The organism is Klebsiella sp. RC2 (assembly GCF_014192815.1).
GTDB classification, from domain to species: domain Bacteria; phylum Pseudomonadota; class Gammaproteobacteria; order Enterobacterales; family Enterobacteriaceae; genus Klebsiella; species Klebsiella variicola.
The window spans coordinates 476,315-493,888 of the sequence record NZ_JACHYL010000002.1 but is presented as its reverse complement, the minus strand read 5'-3'; the positions used below and the strand labels follow the sequence as shown (position 1 = coordinate 493,888).

16 protein-coding genes are annotated in these 17,574 nt (G+C 58.0%); 4 read left to right on the top strand and 12 right to left on the bottom strand.

Features of this window, described 5'->3' with window-relative positions; translation table 11 throughout:
- Window position 1: 1 nt before the first annotated feature.
- From FHW76_RS07265 to FHW76_RS07250, 4 genes are read right to left on the bottom strand one after another with little or no spacing between them, the layout of a single operon-like run.
- The gene (locus tag FHW76_RS07265) at window positions 2–1,006 is read right to left on the bottom strand and encodes an ABC transporter permease (protein WP_064166090.1); all 1,005 of its coding nucleotides are present in this window, start codon (window positions 1,004–1,006) and stop codon (window positions 2–4) included.
- Window positions 1,003–1,992, bottom strand: coding sequence for an ABC transporter permease (locus FHW76_RS07260; protein WP_008805611.1), 990 nt, complete (start codon window positions 1,990–1,992; stop codon window positions 1,003–1,005). The genes FHW76_RS07265 and FHW76_RS07260 overlap by 4 nt, the downstream gene beginning before the upstream one ends.
- Window positions 1,989–3,491 carry a sugar ABC transporter ATP-binding protein gene (locus FHW76_RS07255; RefSeq protein ID WP_072125391.1) on the bottom strand — a complete coding sequence of 501 codons (1,503 nt, stop codon included), beginning with the start codon at window positions 3,489–3,491 and terminating at the stop codon, window positions 1,989–1,991. Before FHW76_RS07255 ends, FHW76_RS07260 begins: the two co-directional genes overlap by 4 nt.
- A 44-nt stretch (window positions 3,492–3,535) precedes the next feature.
- Window positions 3,536–4,516, bottom strand: coding sequence for a sugar ABC transporter substrate-binding protein (locus FHW76_RS07250; RefSeq protein ID WP_008805613.1), 981 nt, complete (start codon window positions 4,514–4,516; stop codon window positions 3,536–3,538).
- Window positions 4,517–4,927: 411 nt separating this feature from the next.
- Here FHW76_RS07250 and FHW76_RS07245 point away from each other — a divergent pair, with 411 nt between their 5' ends.
- Window positions 4,928–7,237: a molybdopterin-dependent oxidoreductase gene (locus tag FHW76_RS07245; RefSeq protein ID WP_183476508.1), complete on the top strand. Its 2,310-nt coding sequence runs from the start codon at window positions 4,928–4,930 to the stop codon at window positions 7,235–7,237.
- A 107-nt stretch (window positions 7,238–7,344) separates the two neighbouring features.
- Here FHW76_RS07245 and FHW76_RS07240 read toward each other — a convergent pair whose 3' ends face one another.
- Together FHW76_RS07240 and mtnC are read right to left on the bottom strand one after the other, a co-directional pair.
- A complete protein-coding gene (locus FHW76_RS07240; RefSeq protein WP_008805615.1) occupies window positions 7,345–7,887 on the bottom strand; it encodes an acireductone dioxygenase in 543 nt (180 codons plus the stop codon).
- The gene (mtnC, locus tag FHW76_RS07235; RefSeq protein WP_008805616.1) at window positions 7,884–8,573 is read right to left on the bottom strand and encodes an acireductone synthase; all 690 of its coding nucleotides are present in this window, start codon (window positions 8,571–8,573) and stop codon (window positions 7,884–7,886) included. Before mtnC ends, FHW76_RS07240 begins: the two co-directional genes overlap by 4 nt.
- 140 nt (window positions 8,574–8,713) lie before the next feature.
- Between mtnC and FHW76_RS07230 the strand changes: the two genes are divergently transcribed.
- Window positions 8,714–9,859: a pyridoxal phosphate-dependent aminotransferase gene (locus FHW76_RS07230; protein WP_162494477.1), complete on the top strand. Its 1,146-nt coding sequence runs from the start codon at window positions 8,714–8,716 to the stop codon at window positions 9,857–9,859.
- On the opposite strand, the gene FHW76_RS07225 is transcribed toward FHW76_RS07230, so the two are convergent.
- The 4 genes from FHW76_RS07225 to dsbG form a co-directional block, all read right to left on the bottom strand.
- A complete protein-coding gene (locus FHW76_RS07225) occupies window positions 9,860–10,486 on the bottom strand; it encodes a ParB/RepB/Spo0J family partition protein (protein ID WP_023297217.1) in 627 nt (208 codons plus the stop codon). It lies immediately after the preceding gene.
- Window positions 10,471–11,694 carry a phosphoadenosine phosphosulfate reductase gene (locus FHW76_RS07220; protein WP_012968704.1) on the bottom strand — a complete coding sequence of 408 codons (1,224 nt, stop codon included), beginning with the start codon at window positions 11,692–11,694 and terminating at the stop codon, window positions 10,471–10,473. Before FHW76_RS07220 ends, FHW76_RS07225 begins: the two co-directional genes overlap by 16 nt.
- Window positions 11,695–11,805: 111 nt before the next feature.
- A complete protein-coding gene (gene citR / locus FHW76_RS07215) occupies window positions 11,806–12,738 on the bottom strand; it encodes a DNA-binding transcriptional repressor CitR (protein ID WP_008805620.1) in 933 nt (310 codons plus the stop codon).
- 180 nt (window positions 12,739–12,918) lie between these two features.
- Window positions 12,919–13,668, bottom strand: a complete 750-nt coding sequence (gene dsbG, locus FHW76_RS07210; protein WP_022065704.1) for a thiol:disulfide interchange protein DsbG — start codon at window positions 13,666–13,668, stop codon at window positions 12,919–12,921.
- A 411-nt stretch (window positions 13,669–14,079) separates the two neighbouring features.
- Here dsbG and ahpC point away from each other — a divergent pair, with 411 nt between their 5' ends.
- Window positions 14,080–14,643 (top strand): alkyl hydroperoxide reductase subunit C, encoded by a 564-nt coding sequence (ahpC, locus tag FHW76_RS07205; RefSeq protein WP_002894394.1) that lies wholly within the window; start codon window positions 14,080–14,082, stop codon window positions 14,641–14,643.
- Between the two features lie 188 nt (window positions 14,644–14,831).
- Window positions 14,832–16,397 carry an alkyl hydroperoxide reductase subunit F gene (gene ahpF, locus FHW76_RS07200; protein ID WP_008805622.1) on the top strand — a complete coding sequence of 522 codons (1,566 nt, stop codon included), beginning with the start codon at window positions 14,832–14,834 and terminating at the stop codon, window positions 16,395–16,397.
- A 72-nt stretch (window positions 16,398–16,469) separates the two neighbouring features.
- On the opposite strand, the gene uspG is transcribed toward ahpF, so the two are convergent.
- Entirely contained in the window at window positions 16,470–16,898 is a 429-nt protein-coding gene (uspG, locus tag FHW76_RS07195) for a universal stress protein UspG (RefSeq protein WP_002894401.1), read from the bottom strand.
- A 187-nt stretch (window positions 16,899–17,085) separates the two neighbouring features.
- Window positions 17,086–17,496: a nucleoside diphosphate kinase regulator gene (gene rnk / locus FHW76_RS07190; protein ID WP_008805623.1), complete on the bottom strand. Its 411-nt coding sequence runs from the start codon at window positions 17,494–17,496 to the stop codon at window positions 17,086–17,088.
- Between the last annotated feature and the right edge of the window lie 78 nt (window positions 17,497–17,574).

Here is a 17,574-nt window from a genome sequence, read left to right as displayed (position 1 = left end):
TTTAGCGATGCGTTTGGCGCAGGCGCGCCTGCCAGAAAGAAAGGGCGAGGGCCACCACCAGAATCACGCCGACCAGCGCGTCCTTCACCAGATAATTGAGCCCCATCAGGTTCAGGCCATTATCAATAATGGCAAGGAACAGCACGCCGCCGAGGGTGCCGAGGATGCTGACCCGGCCCAGACGGTTAAAGGCGGTGCCGATAAATACCGCCGCAATGGCGTCCATCAGGTAAGACTGCCCGGCCAGGGGAGTAAACTGCCGCAGGTTGGCGGAGAGGATCACCCCGCCGATGGCGCAGAGCGCCGAGGCGGCCACCAGCACGCCGAGCATGGTCAGGCGATCGCGGATCCCGGCGATACGCGCCGCTTCGCTGTTCTGGCCGATGGCGCGGACATATTTGCCCCACAGCGTGCGCTCGGTGACCAGCCATGCCACCAGCCACAGCGCCAGCACAATCACCACCGGCGTGGGGATCCCGCCAAGGTTGCCCACCGCCAGGTCGTGATATTCCGGGGCCATCCGCCGATAAGCTATCGCGCCGCCGCCGTCGGTATAGATGCGCTCGGCGCTGCTGGCGATAAACCAGGTGCCGAGCGTGGCGAGGAAGGGCCGGATCCGGCAGATGAGGATCAGAAAGGCATTGAGCAGGCCAATCAGCACGCCGCCAAGCAGGGCGCAGCCCACCGCGGCCTGCCACGGCAGATGCCAGGTTTTCAGGGCGACGAGGGCGAAGGCGGCGCCGAAATCGAGCGCAACGCCCACCGACAGATCAATCGCCCCGGCGCTGACGATCAGGGTCATCGCCATCGCCACAATCAGCAGGATCGCGCTGCCCTGCAGCAGGTTGGCCCAGTTATCCACGGTTAAAAATACCGGATTCGCCCAGCCAAACAGGGCGATGGCCAGCAGGGTGATGACGCCAAATCCGGCCCGCGATAGCCAGGCCAGCGGGCTGCTGGCCGTCTGTTCTGTCGGGGCAGGGGTTTTCAGGGTGATTTGGCTCATGCCTCGCCTCCTTTGTGTCTGACCGCCGATGCCGCCAGCACCACCAGGATCAGGCCGCCTTTAATGGCGCCCATCCAGAAGATATTGACTCCCAGCAGGCCGAGCCCGTTAGAGAGGGCGTTGACCAGAATTGCCCCCAGCAGCGCCCCCCAGATGGTGACCACCCGACGGCGCGAGAAGGCGGCGCCGATAAAGGTCGCCAGCACGGTTTCCAGCAGCAGCGGCGTGGCCGTCCCGCTGGAGCTGCCGGAGCCCTGGCTGAGCAGCGGCAGAATAGCCAGCCCGGCGGCAATGCCCGCTAACAGCCAGACCAGCAGGGTCAAGCGGCGCACGTTCAGGCCGCTCATCTGCGCCATATCGCGGTTGCCGCCCACCGCCTGCACATGCTGGCCGAAGCGGGAGTGGTGGAGCAGGAACTGGAACAGGATAAACACCCCCAGCAAATAAATCAGCGGCCAGGGCAGGCCCAGCACGCTGTTATCGCGAAAAGCGACCATCAGCGGATCGCTGACCGCGATGCGTCGCTGGCCGGTCAACAGATCTGTCAGGCCGGTAAACGCCACGGAGGTCGAGAGGGTGGCCAGCAGCGGCGGCAGGCCGGCCGCCAGCACCAGGAAGCCGTTGATCGCCCCGCAGAGCAGGCAAACCGCCGCCAGCAGCGCCAGCAGCAGGAGATACGGCGTGTGCCATTCGGCCAGCCCGAGACTGAGCAGCGCGACGCCGAGCACCGCCGTCGCCGGCAGGGAGAGGTCGATGCCGCCGGAGACCACGTCATCCCCGCCCACGGCGATAACGCAGACCAGGCCGAAACAGAGGATCGCCAGCGGAACGCTCTGGACCAGCATCAGGCTGATATTTTGCCAGCTGAGAAAGTAGGGAGACTGTACGCTCAGCCATACCAGCAGCGCCAGAAACAGGATCAGGGGAAATTTTTCAATCAGCGTCGCCAGGCCCGGACGGCCGCGACGCTGGATAGCGGTACTCATAGTGAAGGCTCCTGTCCGCCGTTGATCGCCACCAGCAGGGCGTCCAGCGTTAGCCCGCGGGTGGGCAGATTGGCCGCCAGCGTGCCGCGCCAGAGGACCAGGATCCGGTCGCATAGTCCGAGCAGTTCGGGGGCGTCGCTGGAGGAGACCAGCACCGCCCGTCCTTTATCGGCCAGCTGGCGCGTCCGTTGATAAATATCGCGACGGGCGCCGATATCGACCCCAAGGGTGGGTTCATCGAGAATAAACAGCCGGGCATCGGTGCCGAGCCAGCGGGCGAGGATCGCTTTTTGCTGGTTGCCGCCGCTCATGTAGCGTACCGGCAGCGCCGGGCGTCCCGGGCGGATCGCCAGCTGTTCTATCCAGTCGCGCGCTTTCTGCTCGGCGATACCCCGCCGCTCCCAGCCAAAGGTAGCGGTCTCCGGCAGTGAGGCGAGATTAATATTGTCGGCGGTGGTGAAGGGCAGGATCAGCCCCTGATGGCGGCGGTCGCGTGGCACCAGCGCCATGCCGGCGCGGATCGCCTGCTTCGGCGTACGAATGCGCCGCGGCTGGCCGTCGAGGTGGATCGTACCGCGTTCTGCCGGGCGTAAGCCGTAGAGTAAGTCGACCAGCACATCGCGTCCGGCGCCCAGCAGGCCGGCGACGCCGACGATTTCGCCCGGCTGAATATCAAAAGAGAGATCCTGCAGCTGCCGCCCGTCGCTCAGCTGGCGCACCGAGAGCAGCGGGGCCGCCCCGGTGTCTGCCGCCGGGTGCTGGCGCGGGGTATACAGCTGGTCGATTTCCCGGCCGACCATCATGGCGATCAGCGCCTCGGTATTCTGCAGCAGGTCGCGGTCCGGGTAACCGACCACTTCCCCGTTACGCAGCACGGTGCCGCGGTCGCAGAGGGTAGCTATCTCATTGAGGTAGTGGGAAATATACAGAATGGCAATGCCCTGGTCGCGCAGGCGAAGGATGGCGGAGGAGACCAGACTGGCCTCCTGCGCCTCCAGGGGGGCGGTGGGCTCGTCGAACACCACCAGCCGCGCCGCGCCGTCGATCAGCGCGCGGGCAATCTGCACCAGCTTGCGCTCGGCCAGGCTCAGGTCGCGCACCAGCCGTTCGGGGTCGATCGCCAGTTGCCAGTTTTGCTGGAAAAATTGCGCCGTGGCGGCCTTCATCCGTCGGCGATCCAGCGCCCCCCAGCGGGTGCGATACTCCTGGCCGAGAAACACCGATTCCGCGACGGTAAAGTGCGGGATCAGGTTAAGCTCCTGGTGAATGACGCGAATGCCGGCGGCTTCAATGGCTGCCGGATTGCCGAGGGGCAGCGGGTGACCGTCGAGGGTCGCGCTGCCGCTGTCAGCCTGATAGACGCCGGCGAGGATTTTAATCAGCGTCGATTTACCGGCGCCGTTCTCGCCAATCAGGCCATGAATTTCCCCCGGATTGAGGCGCAGGGTGACTGAATTAAGCGCCGTAACGCTGGCAAAACGTTTGCCGATCTGGTCCATGACCAGACCCGCGGCGGGGCGCTCCCCGCCAGGGTGTTGATTTATCACTGCAGTTCGCCGTATCCCAACTGTTTATACACCGCTTTCGCCTCCTGCGGACCTTTCACCGGTATCACCGGGATAAAGGTTTGCACCGGCAGTTTCTGACCGGCAAAGTAGCGGGCCACGTTGTCGGCGGAGGTCTGGCCAATCAGATGCGGCTGCTGCGCGACGTTAGCCACAAACGGACTGCCGGGCTCTGCCATGATCTCCAGCGTCTCCGGACCGGCGTCGATGGCCGTCACTTTCACGTCCTTATCACGGCCGGTCTCTTCCAGTGCCTGGACGATACCGATGGCCGGTTGATCCCAGCAGGCGACATGGATGGCGTCCAGTTTGCCTTTCGGATACTGGCTGAGTAATTCGAGGGTTTTCTTCCGCGCGTCTTCCGGCGAGTTGGCGAACTGTTCCGCGAGCTCAGGCTGGATAATATGAATATCCGGATAATCCTTAAGGACATATTTCCACTGATCGTAGCGAATTCCGCAAATACGCAGCGCGCTGGAGAACGCGTTAAATACGGCGACGTTGCCTTTGCCGCCTAATTCATCCGCCATGTAGCGGCCGATGGTCGAGCCTAAGGTGTAGTTATCGGAGGTGGTATTGTTGACCGAATATTGAGAAACATGATCCACGGTAAATACCGGGATACCAGCATCACGCAATGCTTTAAATTTTGGTTCGACGGCGCTGTCGCCGAGAATACTAATTACCGCGTCCACCTTGCGTGACAGTAAAATATCGTGATTATTGGCATGCACCTGATTATCGCGACCGCCATCAACGCCAATGACTTTGCCCCCCAGTTTCTCCACTTCCTCTGTCGCACCCTTAAAGGCCTCGCGATCCCAGAAATGCTGAGTGCCGACAACGGCAACGCCAATGGTTTTTCCCTGTAAGGAGAGGGCGTCTGCGGCAGTGACGCTCAGCGAGGCAAGGGAAAGCAGTCCCAGCGCGGCAGGCAATAATTTTCTCTTCTGCGACATTGTTATTATGATCCTGTGATGAAGGTGGTTGCGGACCGGTAGCATGACAAGAAGCACCTCGCCACCTCAAATACAAAATAAGTCTAAGTTATGCCGGGAATGTTATATCGCAGAAACGCCAGAGAAAAATGTTATTTTGCCATCGGGAACCTGAAAATATTTCATGATGCAAAATATACCTTTTTATTTTGTGGTTTTATTTTTGACTTTTTCCGTGTTTATTTAACGGATAAAGACGGCTTTCTGTTTATTGTGATGGCGTGGAGAAATACGGCCCTTGCAGGGAAATGCAGGTGATTGCGCGGGCTAATACTTTTTTTAGCAGAGTAATGTCTGGCTGGGACGGGGATATTTCCGTCATTTCCTCGATTTATTTTAACGAGTTTTTTGGCTGAGAAGAACGCGAGTGCTATGAAGAAACAGCATAATTATACGGTGATGCACTGGGGAACGTGGCAGGTGGAGAGCCGCGAGGGCGATATCGTGGCGGTTAATCCGGTGCCCTGGGATAAAAATCCGTCACGCATTGGTCAGTCGCTCCCCGACGCGGTGACCAGCCAAACGCGTATTCGCCGTCCGGCGGTGCGCGCCGGCTATCTTCAGCAGGGCCCAGCGTCACGAGAAGGGCGAGGCAAGGAGCCCTTTGTCGAAGTCAGTTGGGAGGTGGCGCTGGACCTGCTGGCTCGCAAGCTGCGATCGGTCAAGGCGCGCTGCGGCAATGAGGCGATTTACGGCGGCTCCTACGGCTGGGCCAGCGCTGGACGCTTTCACCATGCGCAGAGCCAGCTGCACCGGTTTCTCAAGGGCTTTGGCGGGTACACCGCCAGCACCAATACCTATAGCAGCGCCGCGGGCGAGCGCATTCTGCCGCATATTCTCGGGCCGTTGAGCCCGCTGCACCGTCAGCATACCCATTTTTCCGAGCTGGCGCGGGAGTGTCAGCTGTTTGTCGCCATCGGCGGACTGCCGCTGCGCAATGCCCAGGTCAACGGCGGCGGCGCCAATGACCATATGCTGCCGTACTGGCTGGATAAGATGCAGGCCAACGGCACCCGGTTTATGAATATCAGCCCGGTACGCAATGACCTCAGCGCGGTGCCCGACGCCGAGTGGCTGGCCATTCGGCCGGGCACCGATACCGCACTGCTGCTGGCGCTGAGCTATGTACTGATCGCTGAGTCTCTCTACGACCAGGCGTTTGTTGCCAGCCATACCGTCGGGTTTGCCCCCTATCGCGCTTATCTGTTGGGCGAGCACGACGGCGTAGCGAAAACCCCGGCGTGGGCGGCGGCGATTACCGGCCTGGATGCCCAGCGCATCGCCGACCTGGCGCGGGAGATGGCCCGCCACCGGACGATGGTGAATATCTCCTGGTCTATCCAGCGCGCCCGTCAGGGGGAGCAAGCCTACTGGGCGACGGTGGCCCTGACCGCGCTGCTGGGACAGATCGGCACGCCGGGCGGCGGCCTCGGGTTTGGCTACGCCTGCACTAACCTGGCGGGCGCGGTGCGAAAAGCGTTTTCCGGCCCACGCTTACCCGCCGGGGAGAATGCGGTGGATAGCGTTATCCCGGTGGCGCGGCTGTCCGATATGCTGCTGCACCCGGGAGAAGCCTATGAGTTCGACGGTCAGCAGCTGCGCTATCCCGACATCCGTCTGGTTTACTGGGCGGGAGGCAATGCGTTTCATCATCATCAGGATATCAACCGACTGTGCGAGGCCTGGCGCCGTCCGGAGACGGTGGTGGTGCATGAGCAGTACTGGACCGCGCAGGCTAAATTCTCCGATATCGTCCTGCCAGCCACCACCTCGCTGGAGCGAGAGGATATCGGCAGCGGCGGTCACGACGGGTTTATGATCGCCATGAGCGCGCAGATCCCGCCGGTGGGCGAAGCGCGTGACGATTACGCCATTTTCCAGGATCTGGCCGATCGGCTGGGCTTCGGAGAACAGTTCAGCGAGGGGCGGGACGCCGGGCAGTGGCTGCGTCATCTCTATGAGGAGTCAAGACCGCGGGCGCAGGAGGAGGGTATTGCGCTGCCTTCGTTCGAGGACTTCTGGCAGCAAGGGGTGCTGGAGTACAGCGCGCCGGAGCGGCCGCAGATCTTTCTCGCCGATTTTCGCGCCGATCCGCAGCGCTATCCGCTCTCCACGCCCTCCGGCAAGATTGAACTCTTTTCCGCCACCGTCGCCGGGTTTGGCTATCGTGAATGCCCTGGCCATCCGTGGTGGGATGAACAGGAGGCCGCCCGGCAGCGGCAGGAGGCGGCGCGGTGGCCGCTTCATCTGCTCTCCAGCCAGCCGCGTGCCCGCCTGCACAGTCAGTACGACCACGGCAGCGTCAGCCGAGCGACGAAAATTCAGGGACGCGAGCCGCTGTGGATGCATCCGAGCGATGCGCAGGCAAGAGACATCCGCGAAGGCAGCGTGGTGAAGGTCTATAACGACCGCGGGGCGATTCTGGCGGGCGTGCACCTGAGCGAGCAGATTTTGCCCGGCGTGGTACAGATGTCCACCGGCGCCTGGTATGACCCGCTGGATCCCAATGAAAAAGGAACGCTCGATAAGCACGGTAATCCCAACGTGTTAACCGAGGATCGCGGCAGTTCGCGCCTGGGGCAGGGCTGTAGCGCCCAGAGCTGTTGGGTGGAGATCGCCCCGTGGCGTGAGGCACTGCCGCCGATCACCGCCTTTGATCCGCCGAGGTTTATTGAGGTTTAGGTGTTGGCGCTCGCCGGCGGCGGGGCGGGTAGTCCGGAGGAGGCGCGGTATGCGCCGCCTCCGGCAAAGCCCGCGCCTGGCGGTTTAAGACTGACGACAGTTTGACGTTACGCCAGCCGCGGGTAGGCGCTGGCGATATCGTCACCGGTAAACTGGGCGATCCAGCCTTCCGGGTTATCAAAAATGCGAATGGCGGTGAAGTTCGGTTCTGAACCCATATCAAACCAGTGCGGGGTGTGGGCGGGAACCGAAATCAGATCGTTCTTTTCGCACAGTACCTGGAACACCTCGTCGCCAATATGCAGGCAGAACAGGCCGGCGCCCTCGACAAAAAACCGCACCTCGTCTTCGCCATGGGTGTGCTCGTTGAGGAATTTTTCCCGCAGCGCCTCTTTTTGCGGGTTATCGGCGCGCAGGCTGATGACGTCCCAGCTCTGGTAGCCCTTTTCGGCGACCAGTTTATCAATCGCATGCTGATAGGCGGCAATCACCGTTTCCGGGCTGGGATTTGCGCCGAGGTCGCGGTCGGCCTGCCAGCGCTCGAAGCGGACGCCTTTGGCGTTCAGTTGATCCTGAATCGCTTTGGCGTCGGTGCTGTGCCAGAGCGGTGTTTGCGGATCGGTCACGGAAAAAAGAGTTAATGCGCTCATGCTGGGATCTGCTCCGGATGAATGTCGTCAAAACGCTGAACCTGAGGATGGTGGCTCGCCGGGTCGCGGTCGCCGCGTACCAGTTGGATCGTTCGCAAACCTGCAGCCTCGGCGGCGTCGAGCTCCTGATGGATATCCGACAGGAACAGGATGGTGCCAGGGGCATGGCCCAGGTGTTCAGCAATGTTACGGTAGGACTGCACCTCGCGTTTGGCGCCTACCAGGGTATCGAAATAGCCCGTGAACAGATGAGTAATATCACCTTCATCGCTGTAGCCAAATAACAATTTCTGCGCGGCGACGGAGCCTGAGGAATATACATACAGATCAATGCCCTGCGCTTTCCATTTCTCCAGCGCCGGCAGTACGTCCGGATAGAGATGGCCGGTAAAGTCGCCGTTGAGATAGCCGTCACGCCAGATGATCCCCTGCAGCGCCTTTAGCGCCGTGGATTTACGGTCTTCGTCCATAAAGGCGAAGAGGGTAGTGATAAGGTCGGCGGTGCTGGCGGCCGGGGCGTCTGTCTCGCGGCGCAGGTTGTCGAGAATGGTTTTGACGGGCTCAGCGTACTGCTGAGCGGTCACAAAGCCGGCCAGTCGTTCGCGGGCGTAGGGGAACAGCACGTTATGCACGAAGCGGATATCGCTGGTGGTGCCTTCTATGTCGGTCACGATGGCGCGGATCATGGTTTCTCCAGAGTGGCGTGGCGCGGAATAACATTAGCATTTAGACGTCTAAGCGTCTTGATTGCCAAATATTAACATCGTGTTATAGTGGCTTCAACAACAGCATTACAATCGGTATAAAAAGAATGAGCAATAACCCTTTGATTCCAGAGAGTAAACTTCCTGCGCTCGGCACCACGATTTTTACCCAGATGAGTGCCCTGGCCCAGCAGCATCAGGCCATCAACCTGTCACAGGGCTTTCCCGATTTCGACGGCCCGCGCTATCTTCAGGAGCGTCTGGCCTACCATGTGGCGCAGGGGGCGAATCAGTACGCCCCGATGACCGGCGTGCCGGCGCTGCGCGAGGCGATCGCCGGGAAGACAGCGGAGCTGTATGATTACCTGCCCGACGTCAATAGCGATATCACGGTCACCGCCGGCGCGACGGAGGCCCTGTACGCGGCGATCACCGCTCTGGTGCGCCGCGGCGACGAAGTGATCTGTTTCGATCCCAGCTATGACAGCTATGCTCCCGCGGTGGCGCTGGCCGGCGGCGAATTACGCCGTATTGCGCTGCAGCCGCCGCATTTTCGCGTCGACTGGCAGCAGTTTGCTGCGGCGCTGAGCGATAAAACCCGTCTGGTGATCCTCAATACCCCGCACAATCCATCAGCCACCGTCTGGCAGCGCGAAGATTTTGCTGCCCTGTGGCAGGCGATTGCCGAACGCGAGATCTATGTCCTCAGCGATGAGGTCTATGAGCACATCTGCTTTGCCGAGGGCGGCCACGCCAGCGTGCTGGCGCATCCCCAGCTTCGCGAGCGGGCGGTGGCGGTCTCCTCGTTTGGCAAAACGTTTCATATGACCGGCTGGAAGGTCGGCTACTGCGTAGCCCCGGCGGCCATCAGCGCCGAACTGCGCAAGGTGCATCAGTATCTGACCTTCTCGGTGAATACCCCGGCGCAGCTGGCGATCGCCGACATGCTGCGCGAAGCGCCTGAGCACTATCGTGAGCTGCCGGCGTTTTATCGGGAACGTCGCGATCTGTTTATTGAAGCGCTGCGCCCAAGCCGGCTGGAACTTCTGCCCTGTGAAGGGACCTATTTCCTGCTGGCGGACTACAGCGCCATTTCCGATCTTGACGACGTCAGCTTCTGCCGCTGGCTGACGACCGAAGTCGGGGTGGCGGCGATCCCGCTCTCCGTCTTCTGCGCCGATCCGTTCCCGCACAAGCTGATCCGCTTATGCTTTGCCAAACAGCCGGCGACTCTGTTGGCTGCGGCGACGCGTTTGTGCCAGCTGTAGTCACTTAATCGTCCACGCCTGGGAGAACTGGCGACCAGCGAACATCTCCGTGAGGCCGCTAATTTGCTTCAGGCGCAATACCTCATCGGCATCCATCCCCAGCTCTTTGCCGATTTTCTGTGGCGTCCAGCCAAGCTGGGTCAGCTCGCGGACAATCTCTGACATGGCGTGGATTTGGTGGCGCCCGCGCGCCCGGTTATGGCGTATGGTCGCTGCCATCAGCCCGTCACGCGAGGCGGCTTCACTCGTCAGGCAGGTCACTGGCAGATAACCTTTCAGCGTTTTTTTCAGCACCGCTTTGCTGCAGGCCAGCTCATGACGGTGAAAACCGTCGACAATCGTATACGACTGCGGGCTTTGCTGGATGACGACGACCGGCTGGGTAAAGCCGTCGGCTTCCAGCGACGTTTGCAGCAGGCGTTTTTCCGGTGGCGCCACGTTATTCGGATTGTAGTCGTTGGGGATGACCTGCTCCTGTTTTACCCACAGCACGCAGTCAACGGGCTGGGAGCGGAAGGGACTGCGCTGGTGGAGCACCTGACGAAACGCATTGATTGCCTCGATGCGCGCCTCGTCATCCAGCGTTTGCAGATAAGCGTCCAGCGCCTGCGTCAGTTGTTGTTGCATAATATCCCCCATTGTTGGCGATGTTTTTCCATGCGTTTACGGTAGCGCTGATAGTGGCTGCTTTTGGTCGGGCTAAACGAAAGCTGACGGCACCAGTAGTCGTTATTGAGCAGCACTTTGCAGACCCGCCGCCAGGACGGGATATCTTTGGTGCCAATGTCCGCAGGCTGGGTGTCCGGAATATCTTCCATGCCTTTTTTCTGATACCAACGCAGGTAGACGGCGATTTTGTTGCGGTAGTGCTCGGCAGTGGTTTCCGGCATGCTGTCGAGCAGGAACAGCGCATAGCTTTTCCATGTCAGGTGGTCGGGCTTGTCGATTTTTCGGTGGCCGTAAAATTGATTATCATGCCCGGCATAGACCCCGCCGCTGTGTGCGCCGCTCACCCGCTGACACATTGCGGCCCAGCGCTCAGGCTCCAGCACATGGTAGAGCCACAGCCCCTGGCGCTGCTCCGGACCGAACGGTTCGCAGATGCGCATATAGCGCAGCGGCACCCCGGCCTGATACATCAGATCGTACAGAGGGTTATAAGACTGCCGGCTTTTGGCAAACCAGGTCCAGATGTCGGCCGTTTTCCAGTCATAGAGCGGGTAGATGTACCAGGCGTGGCCGCCCGGCGCCGAGGTGGTCCAGGGTTTATCATCGGCGAAGCGTTGTTTACGCTGCGAAGAGATGGCCATAAAGCGATTCAGTGACTCGTCGGCGCGAATGCCCACCAGCACGGCGGCGGGGCGCCGCTGTGAAAACCACTCGGCGAAGTGGCTGACAAAGGACTCAAAGCTCATCCCCGGTTGATAAAATGAAAAATAGCCCGGGTGGGTAATCGCCCAGGGCGGCGGCTGACGGACCCAGTCGGCCCCGGGCTCCCAGCATTGCCATTGCGGTTTATACTGCGTCAGCGCGTTTTGGGTGGTGAGCGGCAGGGCGACCCAGTAAAAGGTTTCGACAACATCCGCATACAGCGCACGCAGTTTTTCGCAGTGGGCGATGGTGCAGGAGAACTGCGCTTCCCAGTCAATAAACAACACACTGATTTTTTTACCCTGTAACCGCGCCGCCTGGGCGGTTAAATGCAGCATGACGGTGGAGTCTTTTCCACCCGAGAAAGAGACGCAAACGCGTGAAAAATTATCCAGCACCCACTGGATGCGCTGCTCAGTTGCCTGCAGCACCGATTCCGGTAAGGGATATTTAATAAACGACATGACCATTAATCCTTTAATAGTAGAGCTTCCCGTTTGTTCAGTATAAACGATGAGCGCTGCGAAATTAATGGTCGATCTGCATTCAAACAGAGTGTGAAAACAGGTGGGCAGTTACTCACTATTATTAAGTTGTGGGCGTGATATATCTCTGTCATTCATTAGAATGGAGATTAATTCAGATAGAAAATGATTTTGTGTAGATGATTGATGGTAGTTAATGTATATCGTGATCTCTGGAAAAAGTGCCTCTATATCGAGAGCGTGAAGTGGCATGGCCGGGGAAATAAAATCATATAAATAGGAGGGGATGAAGCCAATTAAGTCGGTTTTATTGATCATGTTAAGAATGGTCATAAAAGAGTCGCTGCGAAAGGCAATATTACCCGGATTTAACCATGGCGTGCTGCTTTGCTGGACGCGCTGAATGACAGGATCGTTGGTGATATAGTGGGTGAAAAATTCCTGCGCCAGCGCTTCAATCGACGTGAGTTGATCTCGCCGCGGATGGTCCGCCCGGCAAACCGCCAGCGTCTGCACCGTCTGATAGGGCTGACAGATCGTGGCGCGGTTGGTAATAGGCATTCGGGTGAACACCAGGTCCGCCTGGCGATACGCCAGCAGCTCCTCAGCCGATTCCGTGGTGGTCAGGTTATGGTGTTCAATCTGCAAATTGGCCTGATGACAGAGCTCATTAATCATAAAATGGCTATTCACTGAACAGAACAGCGGAGGGCCATATATCACGATACGTTTACGCAGTTCGGAGCGATTATTGAGATTGATGGTTTTTTCCAGCTGTTCGAGATTTTGTTGCAAATGATAATGAAGATTGACACAGGCGGTAGTGGGCGTCATCCCTTTCCCAACGCGAACAAATAACGGATCGTTTAACTGCTGGCGCAAACGCTGCAACGACTGGCTCACCGCTGACGGGGTGATAAATAACATGGCGGCTGCTTTGCTAATGCTCAAATGTTGATAGATACATTCAAAAATAACCAATAAATTCAAATCGAACTTTTTCAGATCGTAAAGATTTGCCATTAATGCAGTCCTGTGTATTATCAGCGCGGGTGGAAATATTCTTAGTGAGAATGTTGATTGGCTTAATATTTGCGGTGTGAATTTAATTACCGGACTATAACGTTAAGTTCTGCTTAATATATCTTATCGTCGTCAGGGGCGCCAGCGGTCGTTGTTATCTGGCGCCATTATGCAATGGGATTATTCTTGTTCGCCCATCATGATCTGCAGTTTTTCTTTATCCGGCAGGCCGACCACCTGCTGCAGCATATTATCCTTATTCATATAGTAAATGGCTGGCGTGACGTTGGCCCCCAGTTCGTCCATCAGTTGCTGATTAACGTTGAGCACTTTCATTTTCTCCGGCGGAATAGCCTGCGGGATCGTCAGGGCCATTTTTCCATTCGATTGCTCATAATCATGCCAGGTCTTCGCCGGATCCTTGGTGGCCAGAATCGCGGCGGCGGTGGCCGGGCTTTCGGGCTTGATCACCCCCACCAGCAGGGTGCGGATCTGCACTTTACCGGCTTCCACCCAGGGGCGGGACTGCTGCCAGAACTGTTTACAGTAGGGGCAGAAGGGATCGGCAAAGACATACAACACGATGGGGGCGTCCTTATTGCCATCCTGCAGCCAGTGGGCGCTGGCCATCTTCTTCCACATCTCCTGTCCTGCCGGCGTGTAGAGCTCTTTTTGAAACAACTGCTCGCTGAGGTTGTTGCCGTTCTCGTCATACATATAGCCGGAAATGGCATGTTTGCCGTCCGGCGTGAGGTAGATGGTGACCCCCATGTCCTGGTATTTGCCCAGCCAGCCTTTCATTCCCCCCGGCGCCTCAAAGGGTTTTATAATAGTAATGCCCTGTTTTTCAATCGCTTTTACCGGAGCGGGGAGCTCCTCCGCCTGGCTGCATAACGGAAAAAGGCTGAGCAAGAGAAGACGCTTTAACATGAATATTCCTTGTAAAATCAGCAGGAAAGGGCAAAACGATTGTCGAACCTATCACAGTCATAGGCAAGATCAGCAGAATGACGGATTGCCCTTTGCTGGCGTGGGTGATGTAATCCTGGATGCTGTTACATTAAGGTAATGTAGAGCGCAACACATAGCCAGTCTGACTGGCGCTGAACCTACCTTCGGGTATTTCAGGTAACGGGGCCGCCTGAAAGGGTGGCCTTTTTACTTTTGTCGCGGCAAATGATGCGAAAAACAGCGATCAGCGCTGAACGCGTCGACAGGTTCACAGAGTTGTCTTGTTCCGGTTGTTAGATAACGCTTATTGATTCGATAATGTAAACGCATTGGTCGGGTCAGGAAAAATTCGTTAACTTAGACCTCAACGAAAACACGGAGGAAGTATAGATGTCCTTAATTAACACCAAAATCAAACCGTTCAAAAACCAGGCATTCAAAAATGGTGAATTCATCGAAGTCACCGAGAAAGACACCGAAGGCCGCTGGAGCGTCTTCTTCTTCTATCCGGCTGACTTCACTTTCGTCTGCCCGACCGAACTGGGCGACGTGGCTGACCATTACGAAGAACTGCAGAAGCTGGGCGTAGACGTTTACTCTGTGTCTACCGATACCCACTTCACCCACAAAGCGTGGCACAGCAGCTCTGAAACCATCGCGAAAATCAAATACGCGATGATCGGCGACCCGACTGGCGCCCTGACCCGTAACTTCGACAACATGCGTGAAGATGAAGGTTTGGCTGACCGTGCCACCTTCGTAGTTGACCCGCAGGGTATCATCCAGGCGATCGAAGTTACCGCTGAAGGTATCGGCCGTGATGCGTCTGACCTGCTGCGTAAAATCAAAGCGGCGCAGTACGTTGCTTCTCACCCAGGCGAAGTCTGCCCGGCTAAATGGAAAGAAGGCGAAGCGACACTGGCTCCGTCTCTGGACCTGGTCGGTAAGATTTAAGTCTGTTTGTGCCCGGCGGCGCTACGCTTGCACGGGCCTACAAGATTGTAGGCCGGGTAAACGGCGTGCCACCCGGCAATCAATGGGCGCTTTCGCGCCCATTTTATTCCAACACCATGATGCAAGCGCATTCAGGCCGCCTGGACGAGGCCGCTTGCATGATGATGTTTTAAGCCCAGGAGATAACAATGCTCGACACCAACATGAAAACCCAGCTCAAGGCCTACCTTGAGAAGCTGACCAAGCCTGTTGAGCTGATTGCCACGCTGGATGACAGCGCTAAATCGGCAGAAATCAAGGAACTGTTGGCTGAAATCGCTGAACTGTCAGACAAAGTCACCTTTAAAGAAGACAACACGCTCGCGGTACGTAAGCCATCATTCCTGATTACTAACCCAGGTTCCGACCAGGGCCCACGCTTTGCAGGCTCTCCGCTGGGCCACGAGTTTACCTCGCTGGTGCTGGCGCTGCTGTGGACCGGCGGTCATCCGTCGAAAGAGGCCCAGTCGCTGCTGGAGCAGATCCGCGATATTGATGGCGATTTCGAGTTCGAGACTTATTATTCACTCTCCTGTCATAACTGCCCGGATGTGGTGCAGGCCCTGAACCTGATGTCGGTGCTCAACCCGCGCATCAAGCACACGGCGATTGACGGTGGGACCTTCCAGAATGAAATTACCGATCGCAACGTCATGGGCGTTCCTGCGGTGTATCTGAATGGTCAGGAGTTTGGTCAGGGGCGAATGACGCTGACGGAAATTGTCGCCAAAGTGGATACCGGTGCGGAAAAACGCGCAGCGGAAGAGCTGAACCAACGTGATGCTTACGATGTGCTGATTGTCGGCTCCGGCCCGTCCGGTGCGGCCGCGGCGGTCTACTCTGCGCGTAAAGGTATTCGTACCGGCCTGATGGGCGAGCGCTTCGGCGGTCAGGTGCTGGATACCGTGGATATCGAAAACTATATTTCGGTGCCGAAAACCGAAGGCCAGAAACTGGCCGGCGCGCTGAAAGCGCACGTCAGCGACTATAACGTCGATGTGATCGACTCCCAGAGCGCGACCAAACTGACGCCAGCGGCGACAGAGGGCGGCCTGCATCAGATTGAAACCGCCTCTGGCGCGGTGCTGAAGGCGCGTAGCGTCATCATTGCCACCGGGGCGAAATGGCGCAATATGAACGTACCGGGCGAAGATCAGTATCGCACCAAAGGCGTGACCTACTGCCCGCACTGCGACGGTCCGCTGTTTAAGGGCAAACGCGTAGCGGTAATTGGCGGCGGGAACTCCGGGGTAGAAGCCGCTATCGACCTGGCGGGCGTCGTAGAGCATGTGACCCTGCTGGAGTTTGCTCCAGAGATGAAAGCCGACCAGGTGTTGCAGGATAAAGTCCGCAGCCTGAAGAATGTCGACATCATTCTTAATGCGCAGACCACGGAAGTGAAAGGCGATGGCAGCAAAGTCACCGGCCTGCAATATCGTGACCGGGTGAGCGGTGATGAGCATCATGTCGCGCTGGCGGGGATCTTCGTCCAGATTGGCCTGCTGCCTAACACCACCTGGCTGGAAGGCGCCGTTGAGCGCAACCGCATGGGTGAGATCATCATCGATGCGAAGTGCGAAACCAATGTCAAAGGCGTATTCGCCGCTGGCGACTGCACCACCGTGCCGTACAAGCAGATTATTATCGCGGCAGGGGAAGGGGCAAAAGCGTCGCTGAGCGCCTTCGACTACCTGATCCGCACGAAAACCGCATAACAAGTCAGACAATAAACCTGCATAACAAAGAGGCTACCCTGGGGTAGCCTCTTTTTTTCTATTTCGTCATATTTACCTGACGACCATCACCGGGATATGGGCATGGCGGATCACGCTTGAGGCATTGGATCCGAGCAGGTGGGTACTGATGGACGGGTTGCGCGAGCCAATCACCACGACATCGGCGTTAATTTCGCTGGCCAGCTCGTTGACCATATCGCGCACGCTGCCGAAACGGACATGCAGCTTGATACGTGAGGGGTCAATGCTGAAATGGCTGACCATCGTCTGCAGACGAGTTTCCGCCTCATGCTGCAGGTGTTCTTCAAACCGCCGCAGATCGGCGGTAAAGCGGCTCATGGTGAAGCTCGCAGAGCCGGGTAATACGTGGAGCAGATGGATCACCCCGTCCTGCTGGGCCAGAAACTCCGCATGCCGGACGGCTTTATCGCTCAGCGCCATCTCAAAGACATCAACGGGCATAATGATAGTCTTATACATATGCAATCCTCCTTGTTCATTTGCGTCTATATCAACATATTATATGAGGATATAGTGTCATTCAGGTCGCAAAACTGTCAGTCAGGCAGGTGCAAAGCGTAAAAAAAGGTTAGCGAGGAAGGAACAGCAGAAAGAGGATGTATGGACATCCTCTGAATAAAGCGCGAAACGCCTCAGGCAGCAGGGATTAGCGGTGGAATTCGCCAGCGGCTTCCGGCTGGTACAAGAGCTCCAGCACTTCCAGGTGTGTCGATGCACCGCCCGGCAGCTCCCAGTGAATGGTGCTGCCGACTTTCAGACCCAGCAGCGCGGCGCCCACCGGCGCGAGGACGGAGAGCTGGCTGGCGCTGTCAGTCACCTGAGACGGAAACACCAGCGTCCGCACGCGCTCTTCGCCGCTGGTTAAATCGCGGAATTTTACCTTACTGTTCATGGTGACGACGTCATGCGGCATCGCTTCCGGCGCCAGCATTTGCGCGCGGTCGAGCTCGTCATTCAGGGCATCGGCAACCGGTAAGTTGGCGAAAGCCGGCTGCTCCAGCAGCCTGTCGATACGTTCGGCATCCAGTTCGTTAATGATGATTGCGGGTCTGGTCATTGCATACTCCATGTTATCCAGGAACCTGTCCGTAAAAGAAAACCCTCGCCGAAAAGGGCAAGGGTTAAGGTCCTACCA

What these genes read in the sequence shown, in the direction of transcription:
- FHW76_RS07265 (WP_064166090.1), bottom strand. Translation starts at nt 1,006, where the DNA reads ATGAGCCAAATCACCCTGAAAACCCCTGCCCCGACAGAACAGACGGCC.
- FHW76_RS07260 (WP_008805611.1), bottom strand. Translation starts at nt 1,992, where the DNA reads ATGAGTACCGCTATCCAGCGTCGCGGCCGTCCGGGCCTGGCGACGCTG.
- FHW76_RS07255 (WP_072125391.1), bottom strand. Translation starts at nt 3,491, where the DNA reads ATGGACCAGATCGGCAAACGTTTTGCCAGCGTTACGGCGCTTAATTCA.
- FHW76_RS07250 (WP_008805613.1), bottom strand. Translation starts at nt 4,516, where the DNA reads ATGTCGCAGAAGAGAAAATTATTGCCTGCCGCGCTGGGACTGCTTTCC.
- FHW76_RS07245 (WP_183476508.1), top strand. Translation starts at nt 4,928, where the DNA reads ATGAAGAAACAGCATAATTATACGGTGATGCACTGGGGAACGTGGCAG.
- FHW76_RS07240 (WP_008805615.1), bottom strand. Translation starts at nt 7,887, where the DNA reads ATGAGCGCATTAACTCTTTTTTCCGTGACCGATCCGCAAACACCGCTC.
- mtnC (WP_008805616.1), bottom strand. Translation starts at nt 8,573, where the DNA reads ATGATCCGCGCCATCGTGACCGACATAGAAGGCACCACCAGCGATATC.
- FHW76_RS07225 (WP_023297217.1), bottom strand. Translation starts at nt 10,486, where the DNA reads ATGCAACAACAACTGACGCAGGCGCTGGACGCTTATCTGCAAACGCTG.
- FHW76_RS07220 (WP_012968704.1), bottom strand. Translation starts at nt 11,694, where the DNA reads ATGTCGTTTATTAAATATCCCTTACCGGAATCGGTGCTGCAGGCAACT.
- citR (WP_008805620.1), bottom strand. Translation starts at nt 12,738, where the DNA reads ATGGCAAATCTTTACGATCTGAAAAAGTTCGATTTGAATTTATTGGTT.
- dsbG (WP_022065704.1), bottom strand. Translation starts at nt 13,668, where the DNA reads ATGTTAAAGCGTCTTCTCTTGCTCAGCCTTTTTCCGTTATGCAGCCAG.
- ahpC (WP_002894394.1), top strand. Translation starts at nt 14,080, where the DNA reads ATGTCCTTAATTAACACCAAAATCAAACCGTTCAAAAACCAGGCATTC.
- ahpF (WP_008805622.1), top strand. Translation starts at nt 14,832, where the DNA reads ATGCTCGACACCAACATGAAAACCCAGCTCAAGGCCTACCTTGAGAAG.
- uspG (WP_002894401.1), bottom strand. Translation starts at nt 16,898, where the DNA reads ATGTATAAGACTATCATTATGCCCGTTGATGTCTTTGAGATGGCGCTG.
- rnk (WP_008805623.1), bottom strand. Translation starts at nt 17,496, where the DNA reads ATGACCAGACCCGCAATCATCATTAACGAACTGGATGCCGAACGTATC.